Source organism: Microvirga sp. jy35 (genome assembly GCF_056148915.1).
In genome coordinates, this window is the sequence record NZ_JBWBEW010000124.1 from 1 (window position 1) to 821 (window position 821).

Annotated in this window: 1 protein-coding gene; it reads right to left on the minus strand. The window is 63.8% G+C overall.

Annotation, left to right across the window (positions count from 1 at the left end):
• Positions 1 to 743, minus strand: a 743-nt coding sequence (locus AC0QTX_RS27500; RefSeq protein ID WP_474606964.1) for a transposase, incomplete at its 3' end; no start/stop codon positions are given.
• Between the last annotated feature and the right edge of the window lie 78 nt (positions 744 to 821).

The window sequence follows — 821 nt, forward strand, 5'->3', positions numbered from 1 at the left end:
TCAGCTTGACGCACCGCGCGAGAGGCTTCCACGTCCACGATCACGGCTGACTTGAGGTCGATGAGGTAGTTGTCCGCATAGGCGAAGAAGGCCGGACCGCGCATGGCTCCGGTCCACTGGGCTGCCGGGTCAGAGGGTGAGACGAACTTCGGCTCGACCTGGGTCGCAGCACCCCAGGCGGCCTCGTCGAGGGTGGCGAGGTACTCGCGCACGGCTCGTGGGGCTTCCTGGGTGTGGTCCTGGGCCCTCCAGTCGGAACCTGCCAGAGAACGCTGCTTGTTGGCATCAGCCTGGATCAGGCTGGCGTCCACGGCAAAACCCTCGCCACCCACAAGCCCCTCGTCCAGGCAGCGCTGCACCACGGCCTCGAACAGGCGGCGGAACAGGTCAGACTCGCGAAAGCGCCCGTGCCGGTTCTTGGAGAAGGTGGAGTGGTCGGGCACCTTGCCCTCCAGGCCCAAGCAGCAGAACCAGCGATACGCCAGATTGAGATGCACTTCCTCGCACAGACGTCGCTCGGAGCGGATGCCGAGGCAGTAGCCGATCAGCAGCATGCGGATCATCAGCTCGGGATCGATGGAGGGCCGTCCCATGGAGCTGTAGAAGCCGGCCAGATGCTGGCGCAGCCCGGAGCAGTCCACGAAGCAGTCGATGCGCCTCAGCAGGTGATCGGACGGGACATGGTCCTCAAGCCGGAACTGGTAGAACAGGCTCTCCTGCATCACGAGACGCTCGCCCATCATGGCCCGATCCTCCGCTGAGAATGCCCGATCAGGGAATCACGATCCGTCGCTAATCACGAGGACTTTTTCAACGAAATC